Annotated in this window: 16 protein-coding genes; 7 read left to right on the top strand and 9 right to left on the bottom strand. The window is 59.3% G+C overall.

The window, feature by feature from the left end:
* Positions 1-4: 4 nt before the first annotated feature.
* Together D8U82_RS07615 and D8U82_RS07610 are read right to left on the bottom strand one after the other, a co-directional pair.
* On the bottom strand, positions 5-478 hold the full coding sequence (locus D8U82_RS07615) for an LEA type 2 family protein (protein ID WP_073474543.1): 474 nt from the start codon (positions 476-478) through the stop codon (positions 5-7).
* Between the two features lie 66 nt (positions 479-544).
* Positions 545-2,011 carry a nucleobase:cation symporter-2 family protein gene (locus D8U82_RS07610; protein ID WP_110603344.1) on the bottom strand — a complete coding sequence of 489 codons (1,467 nt, stop codon included), beginning with the start codon at positions 2,009-2,011 and terminating at the stop codon, positions 545-547.
* Positions 2,012-2,300: 289 nt separating this feature from the next.
* Here D8U82_RS07610 and zapE point away from each other — a divergent pair, with 289 nt between their 5' ends.
* The 3 genes from zapE (at position 2,301) to D8U82_RS07595 (ending at position 4,716) form a co-directional block, all read left to right on the top strand.
* Positions 2,301-3,419: a cell division protein ZapE gene (gene zapE / locus D8U82_RS07605; protein WP_130901972.1), complete on the top strand. Its 1,119-nt coding sequence runs from the start codon at positions 2,301-2,303 to the stop codon at positions 3,417-3,419.
* Between the two features lie 17 nt (positions 3,420-3,436).
* Positions 3,437-4,018 (top strand): DinB family protein, encoded by a 582-nt coding sequence (locus D8U82_RS07600; RefSeq protein ID WP_130887306.1) that lies wholly within the window; start codon positions 3,437-3,439, stop codon positions 4,016-4,018.
* A gap of 200 nt (positions 4,019-4,218) precedes the next feature.
* The gene (locus tag D8U82_RS07595; RefSeq protein ID WP_122704363.1) at positions 4,219-4,716 is read left to right on the top strand and encodes a GNAT family N-acetyltransferase; all 498 of its coding nucleotides are present in this window, start codon (positions 4,219-4,221) and stop codon (positions 4,714-4,716) included.
* A gap of 115 nt (positions 4,717-4,831) precedes the next feature.
* Here D8U82_RS07595 and D8U82_RS07590 read toward each other — a convergent pair whose 3' ends face one another.
* The 3 genes from D8U82_RS07590 to D8U82_RS07580 all read right to left on the bottom strand — a co-directional run bounded on the left by D8U82_RS07590 (position 4,832) and on the right by D8U82_RS07580 (position 7,354).
* Positions 4,832-5,041, bottom strand: coding sequence for a hypothetical protein (locus D8U82_RS07590; protein ID WP_041479703.1), 210 nt, complete (start codon positions 5,039-5,041; stop codon positions 4,832-4,834).
* Between the two features lie 176 nt (positions 5,042-5,217).
* Positions 5,218-6,960 (bottom strand): phosphoethanolamine transferase CptA, encoded by a 1,743-nt coding sequence (locus D8U82_RS07585; protein WP_130901971.1) that lies wholly within the window; start codon positions 6,958-6,960, stop codon positions 5,218-5,220.
* Positions 6,961-7,171: 211 nt separating this feature from the next.
* Positions 7,172-7,354 carry a DUF6026 family protein gene (locus tag D8U82_RS07580; protein ID WP_016774671.1) on the bottom strand — a complete coding sequence of 61 codons (183 nt, stop codon included), beginning with the start codon at positions 7,352-7,354 and terminating at the stop codon, positions 7,172-7,174.
* Positions 7,355-7,629: 275 nt separating this feature from the next.
* On the opposite strand from D8U82_RS07580, the gene gnd reads away from it, so the two are divergent.
* Genes gnd through D8U82_RS07565 form a run of 3 tightly spaced genes read left to right on the top strand, consistent with a single transcriptional unit; the run spans position 7,630 to position 10,948 of the window.
* Positions 7,630-8,610, top strand: a complete 981-nt coding sequence (gene gnd, locus D8U82_RS07575; protein WP_130901970.1) for a phosphogluconate dehydrogenase (NAD(+)-dependent, decarboxylating) — start codon at positions 7,630-7,632, stop codon at positions 8,608-8,610.
* A complete protein-coding gene (gene zwf / locus D8U82_RS07570) occupies positions 8,607-10,130 on the top strand; it encodes a glucose-6-phosphate dehydrogenase (protein WP_130901969.1) in 1,524 nt (507 codons plus the stop codon). Before gnd ends, zwf begins: the two co-directional genes overlap by 4 nt.
* Positions 10,127-10,948: an HAD family hydrolase gene (locus D8U82_RS07565; protein WP_130901968.1), complete on the top strand. Its 822-nt coding sequence runs from the start codon at positions 10,127-10,129 to the stop codon at positions 10,946-10,948. The genes zwf and D8U82_RS07565 overlap by 4 nt, the downstream gene beginning before the upstream one ends.
* Before the next feature lie 124 nt (positions 10,949-11,072).
* On the opposite strand, the gene nhaB is transcribed toward D8U82_RS07565, so the two are convergent.
* The 3 genes from nhaB to D8U82_RS07545 all read right to left on the bottom strand — a co-directional run bounded on the left by nhaB (position 11,073) and on the right by D8U82_RS07545 (position 14,484).
* Complete coding sequence (gene nhaB / locus D8U82_RS07555; RefSeq protein ID WP_071172393.1) at positions 11,073-12,575, bottom strand: sodium/proton antiporter NhaB; 1,503 nt, start codon at positions 12,573-12,575, stop codon at positions 11,073-11,075.
* Positions 12,576-12,663: 88 nt separating this feature from the next.
* Complete coding sequence (locus D8U82_RS07550; RefSeq protein ID WP_130901967.1) at positions 12,664-13,953, bottom strand: hypothetical protein; 1,290 nt, start codon at positions 13,951-13,953, stop codon at positions 12,664-12,666.
* Between the two features lie 264 nt (positions 13,954-14,217).
* Complete coding sequence (locus D8U82_RS07545; RefSeq protein WP_016774677.1) at positions 14,218-14,484, bottom strand: hypothetical protein; 267 nt, start codon at positions 14,482-14,484, stop codon at positions 14,218-14,220.
* 523 nt (positions 14,485-15,007) lie between these two features.
* Here D8U82_RS07545 and D8U82_RS07540 point away from each other — a divergent pair.
* Positions 15,008-16,333, top strand: a complete 1,326-nt coding sequence (locus D8U82_RS07540) for a sigma-54 dependent transcriptional regulator (protein ID WP_016774678.1) — start codon at positions 15,008-15,010, stop codon at positions 16,331-16,333.
* Between the two features lie 36 nt (positions 16,334-16,369).
* On the opposite strand, the gene D8U82_RS28070 is transcribed toward D8U82_RS07540, so the two are convergent.
* A partial coding sequence (locus tag D8U82_RS28070) for a hypothetical protein (protein ID WP_206663327.1) occupies positions 16,370-16,994 on the bottom strand: 625 nt, incomplete at its 5' end.

Raw genomic sequence — 16,994 nt, 5'->3', positions numbered from 1 at the left:
TTTTTTACCACGTCGCCGCACTCGCTTTAGGCAGGCTCAACTTGCCGCTGTCGGTAAAGCGCATCGTGCCGAACAATCCGCCCGCCAGTTTGCCGCGCAGCACGTAGGGCAGGTTATCGAGGCTTTGCGTCTGGCTCAGGCCCAAGGTCTGGCGCAGGAACGAGAACGCCGAGACGCTGACCGGTACCGTGACAATGGCTTCAGAGAAACGCGGGATCGAGCCGCTCTGATCGCTCACACCGGACGCCAGCGAATGGCCATTGACCTCCAGATCCAGGGCGATGCCGTTGTAATCGATCGCCGTTTCATTGGGGTTCTGCACGCGCAGCTTGATCGCGAAGCGCACTTCCAGTTCCTGGCTGGGCAACGGTTCGAGGCCGACCACGTTGATGTTCACCGGGTCGCGGTTGGGAAAGAGTGCGCAGGCGCTGAGCGACAACAGCAGAAGCGACAGGATGACGGCGTGGACGCGGCGCATAAAAATCTCTCGACAAAAAAGGGCTGAACCGTCGCCGGTGCAGCCCTTTTTTTTCGAGGCGCGACGTCAGCGGTTCAACTGTGCGACAGCCGCCGCTTGGCCGGGTTCACCTTTGCCGGTGACGTCGGGGTTTTCCATGACCTGCAGGATCGAAGCTTCCGGGTCGAAATCGTCTTCTTCCAGCTCGATGAATTCTTCCGGCAGGAAGATGTTCAGCACGATAGCGCACAACGCGCCAACGGTGATCGGCGATTCGAAGATATTGCGCAGCGCTTGCGGCAGTTCGCGCAGGACTTCCGGCACCGCCGCGATGCCCAGGCCCATGCCGAGGGAAATCGCCACGATCAACATGTTGCGGCGATGCAGACCGGCCTCCGCGAGGATCTTGATTCCGGCCACGGCGACGGTGCCGAACATCACCAGTTCGGCGCCGCCCAGCACCGGTTTCGGCATCAATTGCAGCACCGCGCCGATCATCGGGAACAAACCGAGCAACACCAGCAGCCCGGCGATGAAAAACGCCACGTAGCGGCTGGCCACGCCGGTCAACTGGATCACACCGTTGTTCTGCGCGAAGGTCACCATCGGCATGCTGTTGAACACCGCCGCCATGGCCGAGTTGAGGCCGTCGGCGAGCAGGCCGGATTTGATTCGGCGGATGTACAGCGGGCCTTTGACCGGTTGCCGCGAGATCATCGAGTTGGCGGTCAGATCACCGGCAGCTTCCAGCGGCGACACGAGGAAAATCACCGCCACGGGCACGAACGCCACCCAATCGAAGTTGAAACCGTACTTGAACGGCACCGGCACGCTGACCAGCGGCACCTCGGGCATCGAAGCGAAATCCACCGTGCCCATCAGCCAGGCCACCACGTAGCCAAGGGTCAGGCCGATGACGATCGCGCCCAGGCGCAGAAACGGCACGTCGACACGGTTCAACACAACGATGGTACCGATCACCAGCGCCGCCAGAAATACGTGACTGGCCGCGCCCAAGTCAGGCGCGCCGAAGCCGCCGGCGATGTCGGTCATCGCCACTTTGATCAGCGACAGGCCCATCAGCGTGATGATCGTGCCGGTCACCACCGGCGTGATCAGCATGCGCAGTTTGCCGATGAACTGGCTGAGCACCACTTCGATGAACGCGGCGAAGAAGCACACGCCGAAGATCGTCGAGAGGATTTCGTCAGTGCCACCGCCACGCGCCTTGACCATGAACCCGGCGCTGAGAATCACGCTGATAAAGGAAAAACTGGTGCCTTGCAGACACAGCAGACCGGAACCCACCGGACCGAAGCGCTTGGCCTGGACAAAGGTGCCGAGGCCGGAGACGAACAGCGCCATGCTGATCAGGTAGGGGATTTCACTGTGCAGACCGAGGGCGCCGCCCATGATCAGGGTCGGGGTGATGATGCCGACGAAACTCGCCAGCACGTGTTGCAGCGCGGCGAACACCGTGGCGGTCAGGTGCGGACGGTCGTTGAGGCCGTAGATCAGGTCGTTGTTGCGCGGGGTTTTGTCAGAGGCGGTCATGGTGATGTGCGCGCCGCAAGGCGGGGCCGGGTCAGAAAATGGGTGCGCAGAATGCCGGAAGAGGGCGGCGAGGGCAACGAGCAATAACTGCCTGAAAGGTCAGGTTTTACTGCCTCTCCCTTGTTCTGATCGTTCCCATGCTCCGCGTGGGAATGCAGCCCGGGACGCTCCGTGTCCCTTCCAGAGCTGGAACGCGGAGCGTCCCTTGAGGCATTCCCACGCGGAGCGCGGGAACGATCAAACGTGCCTCGACCGGCAATGAAAAAGCGCCCGTGGCATACTCCCGCGCATGACTTTCGACTCCCCCCTCAGTGCCTGGCAATACGCAGTCGATCACAAGGGTTTCATCCAGGATGAAGCCCAGGAACACGCGGTCTGGGCCTTGCAAAAATGCCATGAAGCCTTGCACGCCGGTGCCCGTTCGGTCAGCGGCGTGTACCTGTGGGGGCCAGTCGGTCGTGGCAAGACCTGGCTGATGGATCAGTTCTACCAGAGCCTGCGCGTGCCGGCGCGGCGTCAGCACTTTCATCACTTCATGGGCTGGGTTCATCAGCGTTCGTTTCAACTCAGTGGCATCGCCGATCCGTTGCGCGCTTTGGCCAAAGAGCTGGCCGGTGAAGTGCGCGTGCTCTGCTTCGATGAACTGTTCGTCAATGACATCGGCGACGCGATCATTCTCGGCCGGCTGTTTCAGGTGATGTTCGATGAAGGTGTGGTGATCGTCTGCACCTCCAATCTGCCGCCCGATGATCTATACGCCGACGGCTTCAACCGCGACCGTTTCACGCCGGCGATTGCGGCGATCAAGGCGCACATGACCGTGGTCGCGGTGAATGGCGCCGAGGATCATCGCTTGCATCCGGGGACGATCGAGCAGCGTTATTTTGTTCGCGCGGATGATTTACCGAGCGCACTGGAGGCCGTGTTCAAATCGCTGGCTGCAGATGAGACTGTCAGCGAGGAGCCAGTGGCCGTGGGCCACCGCACACTCAACGTGGTGCAAGCCAGCGAATCCGTGCTGTGGTGTCGCTACAGCGATTTGTGCGAACAACCTTTCGCCGCCATGGACTTCATCGCCCTGTGTGATCGCTACCGGGCTATTCTGTTGAGCGAAGTGCCGAACCTCAGCGCACAAAAACGCGAAGGACGTATCGCACGCGGTACCGAAGACGGCGCTGCGCGCGTGGTCGCCGGCGACCGGGAATTGCCGCAATTGTCGGTACATGACGACGGCATTCGCCGCTTTATCGCGCTGGTCGACGAATGCTACGACCGCAAGGTGCCGCTGTACGTCGAGGCAAGCGTACCGATGGATGCGCTGTACACCGAGGGCTATCTGGAATTCCCGTTCCGCCGCACCCTCAGCCGTTTGCAGGAGATGCAATTGCAGCGCTTCGCTGAAGCCTGAAAGAAGAGGGCGCCGACATGAGTCAACCGCTGTCCCATCATTTGCTGACCATGGCCTACCAGAATGCCTGGGCCAACCATCGCCTGGCCAAGGCCTGGACCCAGCTCGATGCCACTGAACTGGCGGCGCCCCGGGTGAGCTTCTTCCCCAGCATCCGCCTCACGCTTAATCACATCCTCACCTGCGACTGGTTCTACGTCGACGCGCTGGAACGCGAATTGCGCGGGGACGAGCCGCACCCGGATTGCTACGTATTCTTCAATGCAGACGAGCCGTTTACCGATGCCGCAACGCTGCGTGCCGAACAGGCCCGCGTTGATCGCCGGCTGATCGCCTATTGCGAGCAACTGCGCGATGCCGATCTGCCAAGAATCGTCACTATCGCTCGCGACGAACCGCAACATGACAGCCGCCTGCGCATGCTTTCGCACCTGTTCGAACACCAGATCCATCATCGCGGCCAAGTCCACGCCATGCTCAGCGGCACGACGGTCAAGCCACCGCAACTGGATGAGTTTTTCTGTGTTGGCGAAAGCGCATTGCGCGCCGAAGACTTCGCCGAACTGGGCTGGACTGAAGAGCTTATCTGGGGCCACTGACCGCGAAAGATCGCAGCCTCGTTGCACTCGTCAACTCCTACACATATCGGACCGTAGGAGCTGACGAGTGCAACGAGGCTGCGATCTTTTGATCTTCAGCTTTTCAAGTTGCCCTCTCCGGCGCACCCAAGCTAAGGTCCCCCCCAGGCCTTTCAGCTAGCACCTTGCGCGCCGGGGCTTTTTGCTTATCGGGGATGGAAATGGATTCCGCAGAAATACTCGTACTTCAGGCCAGCTACAGCAACCCGGTGCACGCCGAAGCCATCGGCATCGTGCTCAACCACTACGCCGAAGATCCCATGGGCGGCGGTCATCCGATCGCGCCCGAACTGCTGCAACGCCTGCCCGAAGAACTCGCCCGCCGCCCGCATGCCTTCAGCGTGCTGGCCTTCGTCGGCGGCGAACCGGCCGGGCTGGTTAACTGTTTCGAAGGCTTCTCGACCTTCGCTTGCAAACCGCTGGTCAACGTTCACGACGTCGCCGTGGTCGGCAAATTTCGCGGCATGGGGCTCAGTCAGAAAATGCTGCAGAAGGTAGAAGAAATCGCCCGTCAGCGCGGTTGCTGCAAGATCACCCTGGAAGTGCTGGAAGGCAATGCGGTGGCGCAGGGTTCGTATCGCAAATTCGGCTTTGCACCGGGGATGTTCAATCCAGATCACGGGCGGATGCTGTTCTGGATAAAGGACTTGCAGGCCTGAAGGCTCCTCACCGCAAATCACCAACATAAAAAAAGGCGCCCCAATGAGGGCGCCTAACTGTCATCTCCCGGGCCAGAGCGGAGCCACGGAAGGTTCATCGGTTGCTCGGTAAAATTCAGTCGCGATAAGACTCGGTCACCTGCGCCGTCTGGTCAGCAGGGACGCGAATTTCTTTCGCGCTGGCATCGGCCTTTTGCTCGCTTTGCGCGTGCTGGACCGGGAAATTGTCGTAGTAATAACGCATGCGTTCGGCACCGCCTTCAGCGAAGGCGCTGGTGGAACCGAGGGCGAGCAGGGTGGTGAGAATGAAGGTAGTGGTTTTCATGGTGCCTCCTACTGAACAAGTGGGAGTCGGTTCGTCCGTGAAGCAGACCGCGAAAGAAGTCTGCGTCGCGGCCATTAACAATGGGTTAACGCTGGTTCTGCGCAAATATTGCGGCGTATTACAGAAACAACGCGGTCGATAGGCACAAAAAAGGGCCTTCTCGGCCCTTTGTCGTTTTACTTCTGCGCTACTTCCGCCGGATCCGGGTGCTTTGGCTTCATCAAACTGAAGTCAATCAACGCCCGCCGCGGTGCCTGGTACGGGTCGCCAATCAGCAGCTTGCGCGGTACGAAGCTGTCGCTGACCAGGCTTTTGCTGCGATCCAGTTCATCGGAGCTCAACCCGGCCAAGTCCGCCCAGGTATGAATGAGCTGCGAGCTGCTGTACGGGCGACTGAGGTCGCCGGCGAAGTTCCAGTCATGGTTTTCCTTCCACTTCGGCGAGGCCCAGGCCATGAACGGGATGGTGTACATCGGCGCGGTCGGTTTGTTTTCGTTGCGGCCCAGCGTGCCGTGGCCGGCGGAGTCGAAGACATCCTCACCGTGGTCGGAAAGGTACAGCAGGAAGCCATTCGGGTCGGTTTTGGCGTAGTCCTTGATCAGGCTCGAGACCACGAAGTCGTTGTACAGCACGGCATTGTCATAGCTGTTGTAAGTCGGTACCTGATCGTCACGCACGCCAGCCGGAACGCCCTGGCGATCCTTGAACTTGTCGAACGTCGGCGGATAACGGTACTGATAGCTCATGTGCGTGCCGAGCAGATGCACGACGATCAGCTTGCGCGGCGCCGCATCGGCCAGCGCCTTGTTGAACGGCTCGATGACGTCGCCATCGTATTGCGCCGAGTTCTGGTTGCGGTTGTTGTTCAGGTACACCTGCTCGTCAGCCTGTTCGGAGAAGGTCGTGAGCATGGTGTTGCGCTTGGTCATGGTCTGCTGGTTGGTGATCCAGAAGGTCTTGTAACCGGCCTGTTTCATCACGCTGACCAGCGATGGCGTCGACAGGTACAGATCCGGGTTCTGCTCATCGGCGAAGGTCAGCACTTGCTGCAGCGCTTCGATGGTGTAAGGGCGCGGGGTGATGACGTTGTCGAAAACCGCCAGTTGATCCTTGAGCTTGTCCAGTTCCGGCGTGGTGTTGCGCGGATATCCGTAAAGACTCATGCGCTGACGGTTGGTCGATTCGCCGATCACCAGCACCAAAGTCGCCGGTTGCCCGGCCGAGGCGTCCTTGAGGTTTTTCAGCGGCGCGATCTTGCTGGCACTGTCGAGCATGCCTTGCATATCCCCCAGCGTTTCCAGATAGCGGTGATACGCCACGGCCATCTGCCACGGCACGGCAGGCTCGATGCGGGTTTCGAATTTCTCGAAGCCTTCAGCGAAATTGCCCATGCGCATGGTTTGCTTGACCAGCGGATAACCGGCCACGGCGATCACGATCGCGGTCGCGGCAACCATTGCGCGTCCACGCGGCATGTACACCGGACGCAGGCGCGTCCACAGAAAGTAGGCAAACGCGGTATGGGCGAGGAACGCCGGGATCATCCACCAGGCGAAATACTGGGTCATGTACTCGCCGGCTTCCGACACGTTCGACTCGAACATGATGAAGATGACGCTCTGCGAGAATTCCTGCTGATAAATGAAGAAGTAGCCGAGGCTGGCCATCGAGCAGGCCCACAGCACCACACCGATGATCGCCGCGAGCAGGCGAGTCTGTTTGGGGAACAGCAGCATCGGCGCCAGCCACAGCGCGCTCATCACGAATGCCTGACGAAATCCGGTGAAGCCGGACGTGCCGGTCAGCTGGATCAGCAGTTGGGTAATACCCGAGAAATACCAGAAGAAGACGAACAGCCAGATGAATCCGGCCCAGTCGAAACCGGCCGCAGTCGTTTTGCTGCGTTTGAACAATGCCATTCAGCGCTCCAGCTCAATCATCAGACCCACGCCGGAAACGCTTCCATGACACCGACGAACAGAGGCCGTGCGCGCAGGCACGGCCAGAATGGGGCGGAGTATCCCCAAGGGCTTGTGAAAGATTTGTTAAGCGCCGCTGTTGGTGTGTATCAAGCGGTCAGAGGTGCAACGTGTCGGGAACGACGGGGGCCGTTCCCGAAGCAGGCGGGGATCAGGCGTGGGGTGCGCGCTGCACAACCGGACGCGGTTGCGGCTGCGAGCCCTGGGTCAATGCGCGCAATTGCGCCAATTCGTGCTTCAACTGGTCGCGCTCGTCTTTCAACTGGCGCAATTCATCGCGACGGATCGTAACGTAGAGGGTTTGTGGCGGCATTGCTGTGTGTACTGTGCCCATTGCTCACCTCGCAAATGGCGTGCATCAACTGTAAGTCACTCCTCGTTTTGAGGCGCTTGACTTACTATCGGCGCCAATTTTGATTTCTTTTGCCCTGGAAGGGAACTTTTTTATTTTTCATGGTCGGTGTGTCTTCGGCAGGATTCGGGGCGTTATCGCTCTGGATCGGGCACAATGCCCGGAAACTTCATCGCAACGCTCTGGACTAACCTCCATCAGTCGCGTTGGGCTATAACCAATGACACACATTTATTTGTAGTAAGGAGCATCAGCACATGCAACTCGGGATTATTGGACTGGGCCGCATGGGCGGCAATATTGCGCGACGTCTGATGCTCAACGGGCACACCACCGTTGTTTACGACCGCAATACCGCTTTCATCGATAACCTGGTCGCCGAGGGCTCTACTGGCGTCGCCGACTTGCCAGCACTGGTTGCCGGCCTCGACAAGCCGCGCGCGGTCTGGGTCATGCTGCCGGCGGGCGCACCGACCGAAGACACCATCAACACCCTGAGCGAACTGCTTGAGCCCGGCGATACGATCATCGACGGCGGCAACACCAACTACAAGGACGACATTCGTCGCGCCAAGACGCTGAACGAGAAGGGCCTGCACTACATCGACGTCGGCACCTCCGGCGGCGTCTGGGGCCTGGAACGCGGCTATTGCATGATGATTGGCGGCGACGGCGAGACGGTCAAACGTCTGGATCCGCTGTTCGCCGCACTGGCGCCGGGCATGGGCGACATCCCGCGCACCAAGGATCGCAAGTCCGATGACCACCGTGCCGAACACGGTTACATCCACGCCGGTCCCGCCGGTGCCGGGCACTTCGTGAAGATGATCCACAACGGCATCGAGTACGGCATGATGGCCGCGTTCGCCGAGGGCTTCGACATTCTCAAGACCAAATCCAGCGAACGCCTGCCCGAAGATCAGCGATTTGATCTGAACGTGGCCGATATCGCTGAAGTCTGGCGTCGTGGCAGCGTGGTTTCGTCGTGGCTGCTGGACCTGACTGCCGATGCGCTGGCCAGCGATCCGAAGCTCGACGGCTTCTCCGGCTCGGTCGCCGACAGTGGCGAAGGCCAATGGACCATCGAAGCGGCCATGGAGCAAGCGGTGCCGGTACCGGTGCTGTCCAACTCGCTGTTCTCCCGTTACCGCTCGCGCGGGCAGGGCACCTTCGGTGACAAGATCCTGTCGGCACAACGCTTCGGCTTCGGCGGCCACGTGGAGATTGCCAAGAAATGACCCGTACGATCCGCAGAAAATCCAAGGCAGAACCCGCACCACCGACCACGCTGTTCCTGTTCGGTGCCCACGGCGACCTGGTCAAGCGCTTGCTCATGCCGGCGCTTTACAACCTCAGTCGCGACGGCCTGCTCGACGAGAATCTGCGGATCGTCGGCGTTGATCACAACGCCATTACCGATGAAGCCTTCGCGCAAAAGCTCGAAGACTTCATCCGTACCGAAGTGGCGGCGAAGGTCGGCAAGGGCGATCAGATGCTTGATCCGGCCTTGTGGGCCAAGCTCGCCAAGGGCATCAGCTACGTCCAGGGCGATTTCCTCGACGACAGCACTTATTCAGCCCTGGCGGCGAAAATCGCCGACAGCGGCACCGGCAATGCGGTGTTCTATCTGGCCACCGCGCCGCGTTTCTTCAGTGAAGTGGTGCGCCGTCTCGGCAGCGCCGGTTTGCTTGAAGAAGCCCCCGAAGCGTTCAGAAGGGTGGTGATCGAGAAGCCGTTCGGCTCCGATCTACACACTGCCGAAGCCTTGAACGCTTGCCTGCTCAAGGTCATGAGCGAAAAGCAGATCTACCGGATCGATCACTATCTGGGCAAGGAAACCGTGCAGAACATCCTGGTCAGCCGGTTCTCCAACAGCCTGTTCGAAGCGTTCTGGAACAACCATTACATCGACCACGTGCAGATCACCGCGGCGGAAACCGTCGGCGTGGAAACCCGTGGCAGTTTTTACGAACACACCGGCGCACTGCGCGACATGGTGCCCAATCACCTGTTCCAGTTGCTGGCCATGGTCGCCATGGAACCGCCGGCTGCTTTCGGCGCTGACGCGGTGCGCGGCGAGAAAGCCAAAGTGGTCGGGGCGATTCGTCCCTGGTCGACGGAAGAAGCCCGGGCCAACTCGGTGCGCGGCCAGTACAGCGCTGGCGAGCGCGATGGCCAGCCGTTGAAGGGTTATCGCGAAGAAGCCAACGTGTCGCCCGACAGCACCACGGAAACCTACGTGGCGCTGAAGGTGATGATCGATAACTGGCGCTGGGTCGGCGTGCCGTTCTATCTGCGCACCGGCAAGCGCATGAGCGTGCGCGACACCGAGATCGTCATCTGCTTCAAACCAGCGCCGTACGCACAGTTCCGCGACACCGAAGTCGACGAGTTGCAGCCGACTTATCTGCGCATCCAGATCCAGCCAAACGAAGGCATGTGGTTCGACCTGCTGGCCAAGCGCCCGGGGCCGGCGCTGAACATGGCCAATATCGAGCTGGGTTTTGCGTACAAGGACTTCTTCGAGATGCAGCCTTCCACCGGCTACGAAACCTTGATCTACGACTGCCTGACCGGCGACCAGACGCTGTTCCAGCGTGCCGACAACATCGAGAACGGCTGGCGAGCCGTGCAGCCTTTCCTTGATGCCTGGCAGCAGGATGCCAGCGTCGAGACGTATGCGGCCGGCGAAGATGGCCCGCAAGCAGCTGAAGATCTGCTGACTCGCGATGGTCGCGTCTGGCACAGCCTGGGATGAGTGATTTGTCGAAACAACCGATACGTTTTCTGCTCAGCGACATGGACGGCACGCTGTTGCTGCCGGATCACACACTGAATCAACGCACCATCGACGCCGTTCGCTCGTTGCGCGAGGCCGGCGTGCTGTTCAGCCTCGCCAGCGGCCGCCCGCCGAAAGCCATGTTGCAGCAGATCGAGGCGCTGGGCGTTGATCTGCCGACAGCGGCGTTCAATGGCGGCACCATCGTCAAACCGGACGGCACACTGTTGGCCGCGCATTATCTGCCGGCAACAACCGCGCTGATTGCTCTGGCGCAGTTTGCCGATCAACCGGAGGTGGAAATCTGGGTGTTCAGCGGCGGTGACTGGCTGCTCAAGGACCCGCACGGGCCGATGGTCCCACGTGAACAGAGCGGCCTCGGCTATCCGCCGGTGGTGGTCGAGAGTTTCGAACCGTATCTGGAGCGTATCGACAAGATCGTTGCCACCAGCAATAACACAGAGTTGCTGATTGAGCTGGAGGCGCAGCTGTTGCCCCAGGTCAACGGCATGGCGCAAGTGTCGCGCTCGCAGCCGGTGTATCTGGACGTCACTGCGCTTGAGGCCAACAAAGGCACCGCGCTGACAACGATTGCCGAATACCTCGGCGTGCCGCTGGAGCAAACCGCTGTCATCGGCGACGGCGGCAACGACCCGGCGATGTTCAAATGCGCCGGCTTGTCGATTGCCATGGGGCAGGCGGAAGAGGCGGTGAAGCGCCAGGCTGATGTCGTTACAGCGTCGAACACCGAAGACGGCGTGGCTTTGGCGATCGAGCAGTACATCCTCCCGCACTGATCCAACACCAAAACCAATGTGGGAGCGAGCCTGCTCGCGAAGGCGTCGGCACATTCAACACCTTCTTTGCCTGACCTAACGCATTCGCGAGCAGGCTCGCTCCCACAGGGTTATTCAGTGTGGCTTAGAGCCAATAGCTCACCGCATACCAGCCCAACAAGCCCATCACCACGGTATACGGCACCGCCATCCACACCATGCGCCCGTACGACAAACGTACCAGCGGCGCGATCGCTGAGGTCAGCAGGAACAGAAACGCTGCCTGACCATTCGGTGTCGCCACACTCGGCAGATTGGTGCCGGTGTTGATCGCAATCGCCAACGTTTCGAAGTGCTCACGAGTCATGTGCCCGGCAAGAAAAGCCTGTTTCACCTCAGTGATGTAAATGGTCGCGACAAACACGTTGTCGCTGATCGCCGAGAGCAGACCATTGGCGATGAACAACATCCCCGGCTGTTGATCCATCGGCAACGCCAAGACCCACTCGATCAGCGGGACGAACAGATGCTGATCGTGAATGACCGCCACCACGGCAAAAAACACCACCAGCAGCGCGGTAAACGGCATGGCGTCCTTGAACGCGCTGCCCAGGCGATGCTCGTCGGTGATGCCGGTAAACGCAGTGATCAACACAATCACCATCAAACCGATCAGGCCGACTTCAGCCAGGTGAAACGCCAGGCAACCAATCAGAATCAGCGCCGCCGCGCCTTGCACCAGCAGCGCCGCCGTCTGACGGGGCGTGCGTTTGGCGTTGTCCTCGGCAGCGTAGTCAGCCAACACAGCGCGGACGTTGTCCGGCAGCAGCGTGCCGTATCCGAACCAGCGCAGCTTCTCCAGCAGCACGCAAGTAACCAGACCCGCCACCAGTACCGGCAGCGACACCGGGGCAACTTTCTGGAAGAACTCGCCGAAATGCCAGCCCATCTCATGGCCAATCAACAGGTTCTGCGGCTCACCGACCAAAGTGCAGACGCCACCGAGCGCCGTGCCGACCGCGCCGTGCATCAACAGGCTGCGCAGGAAAGCGCGGAATTGATTCAAGTCCTCATGGTGTCGCGACGGTAAATGCTCATCGTCACCGAATTCGCTGTCCTTACGTGGATCGTTGCCCGACGCGACCCGGTGATACACCGAGTAGAAGCCGACAGCCGCACTGATGATCACCGCCGTGACGGTCAACGCATCAAGAAACGCCGAAAGAAATGCCGACAAGAAGCAGAACATCAGCGCCAGAATCGCTTTCGAGCGCACGCCCAACAGCAGCCGCGAAAACAGAAACAGCAGCAGATCTTTCATGAAGTAGATGCCGGCAACCATGAACATCAGCAGCAGGATCACCGGAAAGTTGTGCAGCAACTCATCGTAGAGCGCTTGCGGCGTGGTCATCTTCAACAGCAACGCTTCAATCAACAGCAGGCCGCCGGGCATCAACGGATAACACTTGAGCGCCATGGCCAGGGTGAAGATGAATTCGATCACCAGCAACCAGCCTGCGGCGACCGGGCCGATGGTGAACAGGACCACGGCATTGAGAATGAGAAAACCGACGATGGTCGCCTTGTACCAGCGTGGCGATTGCCCGAGGAAGTTGTGCGCGAACGCCTGGGCGATTGAACCGGACATCGGCTGCTCCTTTTATTTAGAAGCGCGAAAGTTGCCGGATGTTTCAAGGAAGATCAAGTCGCCGATAACCTCGATCCTGTTGAATGCTCTATGGATTCAGATAACGCGCAACCATTGCCCGGTAGTTGCCATCCAGTGAATAGCCCCCCACCACGATAGCCCCGTCAGTTTGTATGGCCAGAGAATTGGCTGTATCGAGACTTCGCCCCAGTCGCGTGCGCAACCAACCGTGGCCCTGGCCGAACGCGGGTTCGAGACTGCCGTCAGCTTGATAACGGGCGACCATGAAGTCGGCTTCAACCCCGCCGATGGTCGCGCCTACGGCAACGATGCGGCCGTCGCTCATCAACCGGGCGGCGTTCCATTGGCATCCGCTGGGACCGATGTCCACCACCTGTGGTTGGCCATGATGACAGTGCAGATCCGGTCGACCGTTGCCGTGCAGGACAAACGTCAGGCAGCGGATTGGATCGCGGCTGCTGCCGAAGCAGTAGAGCCTGTCGGCGGACTCGATGATCTGGCTGACCTGAGCGCTGTTGCCGTGGGCCCTGAACGCCATGAAACCGTCCACGGCAAAACGCTCGTCCAGACGCCCATCGGACTGGTAAACCGCCAGCAGCCCTTGCTGCGGAAAGTCGATGGAACCTGCGACGACAATTCGCCCATCCGCCTTCAGCAGCAGGGTGCTCAGCCAGGTGTTGAGCAGCAAGTGGCGAACCATGACAAATCCGCGCCCGTTGAACGATTCGTCGAGGCTTCCATCGGGGCAGAGGCGAATCAGCATCCCGGCGTGGTCGGCGAGGCTGAAATGATGGTTGGCGATCAGCAGAATGCGACCGTCTTCCTGCACCGCGAAGTCACAGGCTTCGACACCTGGCACACCCGGCGGCAACCAGTTGTCGCGGGTGCCCATGGACAGTTCGCCGGGCAGGCGCACGATCTGGAAGCCGTCATCACCGAAAGTTCGATCTGGCCGGCCGTCGGTATCGAACAGGGCGAAGGCGGGGAGGGTGCGATGGGTATCTTCATAATGCAGGCCGGCTAGTAGAATCTTGCCGTCGGCTAGCACCTGAACCTTGCCGGCCTTGGCTTCGAATCCTTCGACGAAACTGCCGATCACGCTGCCCTGAATACCGAACGACAAATCCGCCGAACCATCACCCAGCAGCCGCGCCAGGCCAAAACGACTTCCCTTCGGCGTACCGACCTTGGCGGCGACCAGAATCCGACCCTGCGCATCGAGCGCGACATGTTGCGTCTGGCTGGACAGGCTACCGGCAAAGTACACCTGCGCAACACCGCCGATGGCGAAGGTCGAGTCGAGCGAACCGGGGTTGTTCCATACCGTGGGCAGCGCATAAGTGTTCAGGGTCGACATGCACGCGTCTCCTTGCGAGTAGCCGATATCCCAGTGATTGGGAGGCTGACTGCACGAGCGAAACATTCAATCCCTGAACCGCGAGAAGTACAACTGGACGAATCAACAGAACGACGGTCGCACTGTGCCAGAACAGTGTCTTGTTGAACCAGTCGCAAGCGAGCCAAGTAATTTGGATGAAGCAGCGGGGTAAGTACCGTGCTTATTCGACTTCGCATACAACAACGGCGGATGACTTTAACGTCATCCGCCTTTGTTCGATTATCAGTGTGGCATCGACCACGATTGCAACTTGTGACCGTCTTCGCTCAGCTCGGCGCGGGCCTGTTGCAGCAGTTGTTCGAGTTGCGCCGGGTCAGAGTAGGCGCTGCTCGGGATCTGTTTGCGACCGATGTGTGAGTTGGTGCGGTCGACGACGGTCAGGCTCAGTTCGCCATTGCCGTCTTGTGGCGCCCAGGCCACGCACTGGAAAGGCTTGAACGCGTGGTTGGCAATCAGAAGAGCTTCGTTGATACGCAGCGGGGCAGTCATGGGGTCTTCTCTCTATTGGCGCCCAATCAAGTGATGTGCCGTCGGTTGGGCTTACCGTGCGGCGGGTTACTTGTACTGATGCACGCAACAGGGGGGTGGGTCACACTTGAAACAAAGAAATTTCAGGTTCTTTACATAACGTAAGTTCGTTTCGTTAATCCTGCACCTGTCCGAACACCGCGCTGAATTCACCCCTCACCCCAGCCCTCTCCCCGAGGAGAGGGAGCCGATTTGTGGGCTTTTCAAACTCGAGTTCGGCTCGGTCTTTCAGATCGGCGTACCTCGCGCAAACACCTCGGTCAGTTCCCTCTCCCTCGGGAGAGGGCTAGGGTGAGGGGCGGCTCTTTGACTCAGCGCAAATAGTCGATAGCTAACTAACAACCAACTTTCTTATAACTCTTTTAATACCCGCCCTATAAGCAATCGGTACAAGCCGCCGTCAAAATCTTGCTAGTGTTACAACCGGGTCTGCCAAATGACTGTTTTTACGATCATTTATCAAATTTGGCGCCAAGGAACAGTCATGAGCGAAGCGCCTGCGTCGAGACGTTTACTGGTGGTCGATCCCTGCGACGACTGCCATCGCCTGTTGCCGGGATTGCGCGCCGTCGGTTGGGATGTAGACAGCTGTAATCTGGAGAACGCCGCATCCCGCGCCTGTGACGTCGGCCTGCTGCGCTTGCAGCCTTACCACCTGGAACGTCCAGAAGCGGTCAAAGAACTGATCAGCCGCAGCGGCACCGAATGGATTGCCGTGCTCAATCAGGAAGTCCTGCGTTTACAGAACGTCGGTGACTTCGTTTGTGAATGGTTCTTCGACTTCCACACCTTGCCCTTCGACGTCTCCCGCGTACAGGTCACCCTCGGCCGCGCCTTCGGCATGGCGCGCCTGCGCGGGCAGGGCACCATTCATGTCGATCAGCCAGAGCACGAACTGCTCGGCGACAGCAAACCGATCCGCGAACTGCGCAAACTGCTGAGCAAACTGGCCCCGACCGAATCGCCCGTGCTGATTCGCGGTGAAAGCGGCACCGGCAAAGAGCTGGTCGCGCGCACCCTGCATCGACAATCCCAGCGTCACAACAAACCGTTTGTAGCGATCAACTGCGGGGCGATTCCAGAGCATTTGATTCAGTCAGAATTGTTCGGCCACGAGAAAGGCGCGTTCACCGGCGCACACCAGCGCAAGGTCGGACGCATCGAAGCGGCCAATGGCGGTACGTTGTTTCTCGACGAAATCGGCGACTTGCCGCTGGAACTGCAGGCTAATCTCCTGCGGTTTCTGCAGGAAAAGCACATCGAGCGGGTTGGCGGCAGTCAGCCGATTCCGGTGGACGTTCGCGTTCTGGCCGCAACCCACGTCGACCTGGAAGCGGCAATCGAGAAGAAGCGCTTTCGCGAAGACCTGTATTACCGGCTCAATGTCCTGCAAGTGGTCACCGCACCGCTACGCGAGCGCCATGGCGATCTGTCGATGCTGGCCAACCACTTTTCGCACTTCTACAGCCACGAAACCGGGCGCCGGCCACGCAGCTTCAGCGAAGATGCTTTGATTGCCATGGGCAAGCATGACTGGCCGGGGAATGTGCGCGAGCTGGCGAACCGGGTCAGGCGTGGGTTGGTATTAGCGGAGGGGCGGCAGATCGAGGCGCGGGATTTGGGGTTGATCAGTCAGCACTCGATCGCCACGCCGATGGGCACGCTGGAGGATTACAAGACCCGAGCGGAACGGCAGGCTTTGTGTGATGTGTTGAATCGGCATAGTGATAATTTGAGTGTGGCCGCGAAAGTATTAGGGGTTTCGCGGCCTACTTTTTATCGGTTGTTGCATAAGCATCAGATTAGGTGAGTGCCGCAATTATCCTTGCCAGTTTCAAGTTGAAAATCATATTGCTCTCAATCTTAGATTTTTTAAGTGAGCAAGCTTTCCATACCCGGCTAGAGTAAAAGACAGATGCAGGCTGCCCATTGTTAAAGACTTTGCCACATTAAATCTCACCGTTCTTGACTGCCACAACTCCGATGCAGCCAATTCTTCCCCGAGCATCTGCTGACCATTTTGGAGGAAGGTTACAACTTTGGTATCCCACGCACGGTAATCAAAACTGAATTCTAGAGCAGCGCCAGTATCGATCTTTTGATAGCTCTTATCAATTGCTATTCCGTGATTCGCCGGACTTCCACGTGGTATGGTCTCAACAAAATATTCACCGACAAGCACTATCTTCGACCATGCGCTAACTTTTGACGCCCAATGATTCCAATCATAATAATCAAACGTAGTCAAATCATCCAACCCAGCCCTGACCCCATAATTTCTCACCCGACACGCAACGGCCTCACCCTCAACCGCCCCCAAATAAAACCCAACCTTCAAAACAACAGCCAACCTCGAATCCGCCTTACACCCCCGTAACCACTCCACCTCAGCCACATAACTTAACCCCACTTCCTGATCATGCGCCGCCCCCACACACTGCTTCTTGACCCGCTCCCCACCCCCCGCAAAC

Origin of the sequence: Pseudomonas sp. Sample_23 (genome assembly GCF_004307595.1) — a bacterium.
Lineage (GTDB): Bacteria > Pseudomonadota > Gammaproteobacteria > Pseudomonadales > Pseudomonadaceae > Aquipseudomonas > Aquipseudomonas atacamensis.
Note: the sequence above shows the minus strand (reverse complement) of the source record. Positions and strands in the feature narration are given on the sequence as shown.

Excerpts from the sequence above, each read along its gene's own strand:
- zwf (WP_130901969.1), top strand. The coding sequence starts at position 8,607 with ATGACCCGTACGATCCGCAGAAAATCCAAGGCAGAACCCGCACCACCG.
- D8U82_RS07600 (WP_130887306.1), top strand. The coding sequence starts at position 3,437 with ATGAGTCAACCGCTGTCCCATCATTTGCTGACCATGGCCTACCAGAAT.
- D8U82_RS07595 (WP_122704363.1), top strand. The coding sequence starts at position 4,219 with ATGGATTCCGCAGAAATACTCGTACTTCAGGCCAGCTACAGCAACCCG.
- nhaB (WP_071172393.1), bottom strand. The coding sequence starts at position 12,575 with ATGTCCGGTTCAATCGCCCAGGCGTTCGCGCACAACTTCCTCGGGCAA.
- D8U82_RS07585 (WP_130901971.1), bottom strand. The coding sequence starts at position 6,960 with ATGGCATTGTTCAAACGCAGCAAAACGACTGCGGCCGGTTTCGACTGG.
- D8U82_RS07615 (WP_073474543.1), bottom strand. The coding sequence starts at position 478 with ATGCGCCGCGTCCACGCCGTCATCCTGTCGCTTCTGCTGTTGTCGCTC.
- D8U82_RS07545 (WP_016774677.1), bottom strand. The coding sequence starts at position 14,484 with ATGACTGCCCCGCTGCGTATCAACGAAGCTCTTCTGATTGCCAACCAC.
- D8U82_RS07590 (WP_041479703.1), bottom strand. The coding sequence starts at position 5,041 with ATGAAAACCACTACCTTCATTCTCACCACCCTGCTCGCCCTCGGTTCC.
- D8U82_RS07550 (WP_130901967.1), bottom strand. The coding sequence starts at position 13,953 with ATGTCGACCCTGAACACTTATGCGCTGCCCACGGTATGGAACAACCCC.
- D8U82_RS07580 (WP_016774671.1), bottom strand. The coding sequence starts at position 7,354 with ATGGGCACAGTACACACAGCAATGCCGCCACAAACCCTCTACGTTACG.
- D8U82_RS07610 (WP_110603344.1), bottom strand. The coding sequence starts at position 2,011 with ATGACCGCCTCTGACAAAACCCCGCGCAACAACGACCTGATCTACGGC.
- gnd (WP_130901970.1), top strand. The coding sequence starts at position 7,630 with ATGCAACTCGGGATTATTGGACTGGGCCGCATGGGCGGCAATATTGCG.
- D8U82_RS07540 (WP_016774678.1), top strand. The coding sequence starts at position 15,008 with ATGAGCGAAGCGCCTGCGTCGAGACGTTTACTGGTGGTCGATCCCTGC.
- D8U82_RS07565 (WP_130901968.1), top strand. The coding sequence starts at position 10,127 with ATGAGTGATTTGTCGAAACAACCGATACGTTTTCTGCTCAGCGACATG.
- zapE (WP_130901972.1), top strand. The coding sequence starts at position 2,301 with ATGACTTTCGACTCCCCCCTCAGTGCCTGGCAATACGCAGTCGATCAC.